At 62.4% G+C, this 226-nt stretch carries 1 protein-coding gene; it reads right to left on the bottom strand.

Annotation, left to right across the window (positions count from 1 at the left end):
- The coding region (locus tag H2O73_RS24525; protein ID WP_182110864.1) for a mechanosensitive ion channel family protein at positions 1-226 on the bottom strand (226 nt) is incomplete at both ends.

Genomic DNA, 226 nt, shown 5'->3' with positions numbered 1-226 from the left:
AATAGATCGTCTGGTGCGGGAACGGGATCTCGATGCCGCGATCGTCGAAGATCTTCTTCAGCAGCAGGTTATAGGCCCGGCCCACGCCCCATTGCTTGCCCGGCTGGGTCTTGATCCGCGCTCGCAGCACGATCGCGCTGTCGCCGAAGGAATTCAGCCCGAACCACTCCAGATCTTCGATCAGGAAGCCGCCCTGGTCGGGATCCGCGCGCAACTCCTCGAAGGC

The sequence above is a fragment of the Vibrio marinisediminis genome (assembly GCF_014050145.1).
GTDB lineage: Bacteria > Pseudomonadota > Gammaproteobacteria > Enterobacterales > Vibrionaceae > Vibrio > Vibrio marinisediminis.
This window is presented reverse-complemented; position numbering and strand designations above follow the sequence as displayed.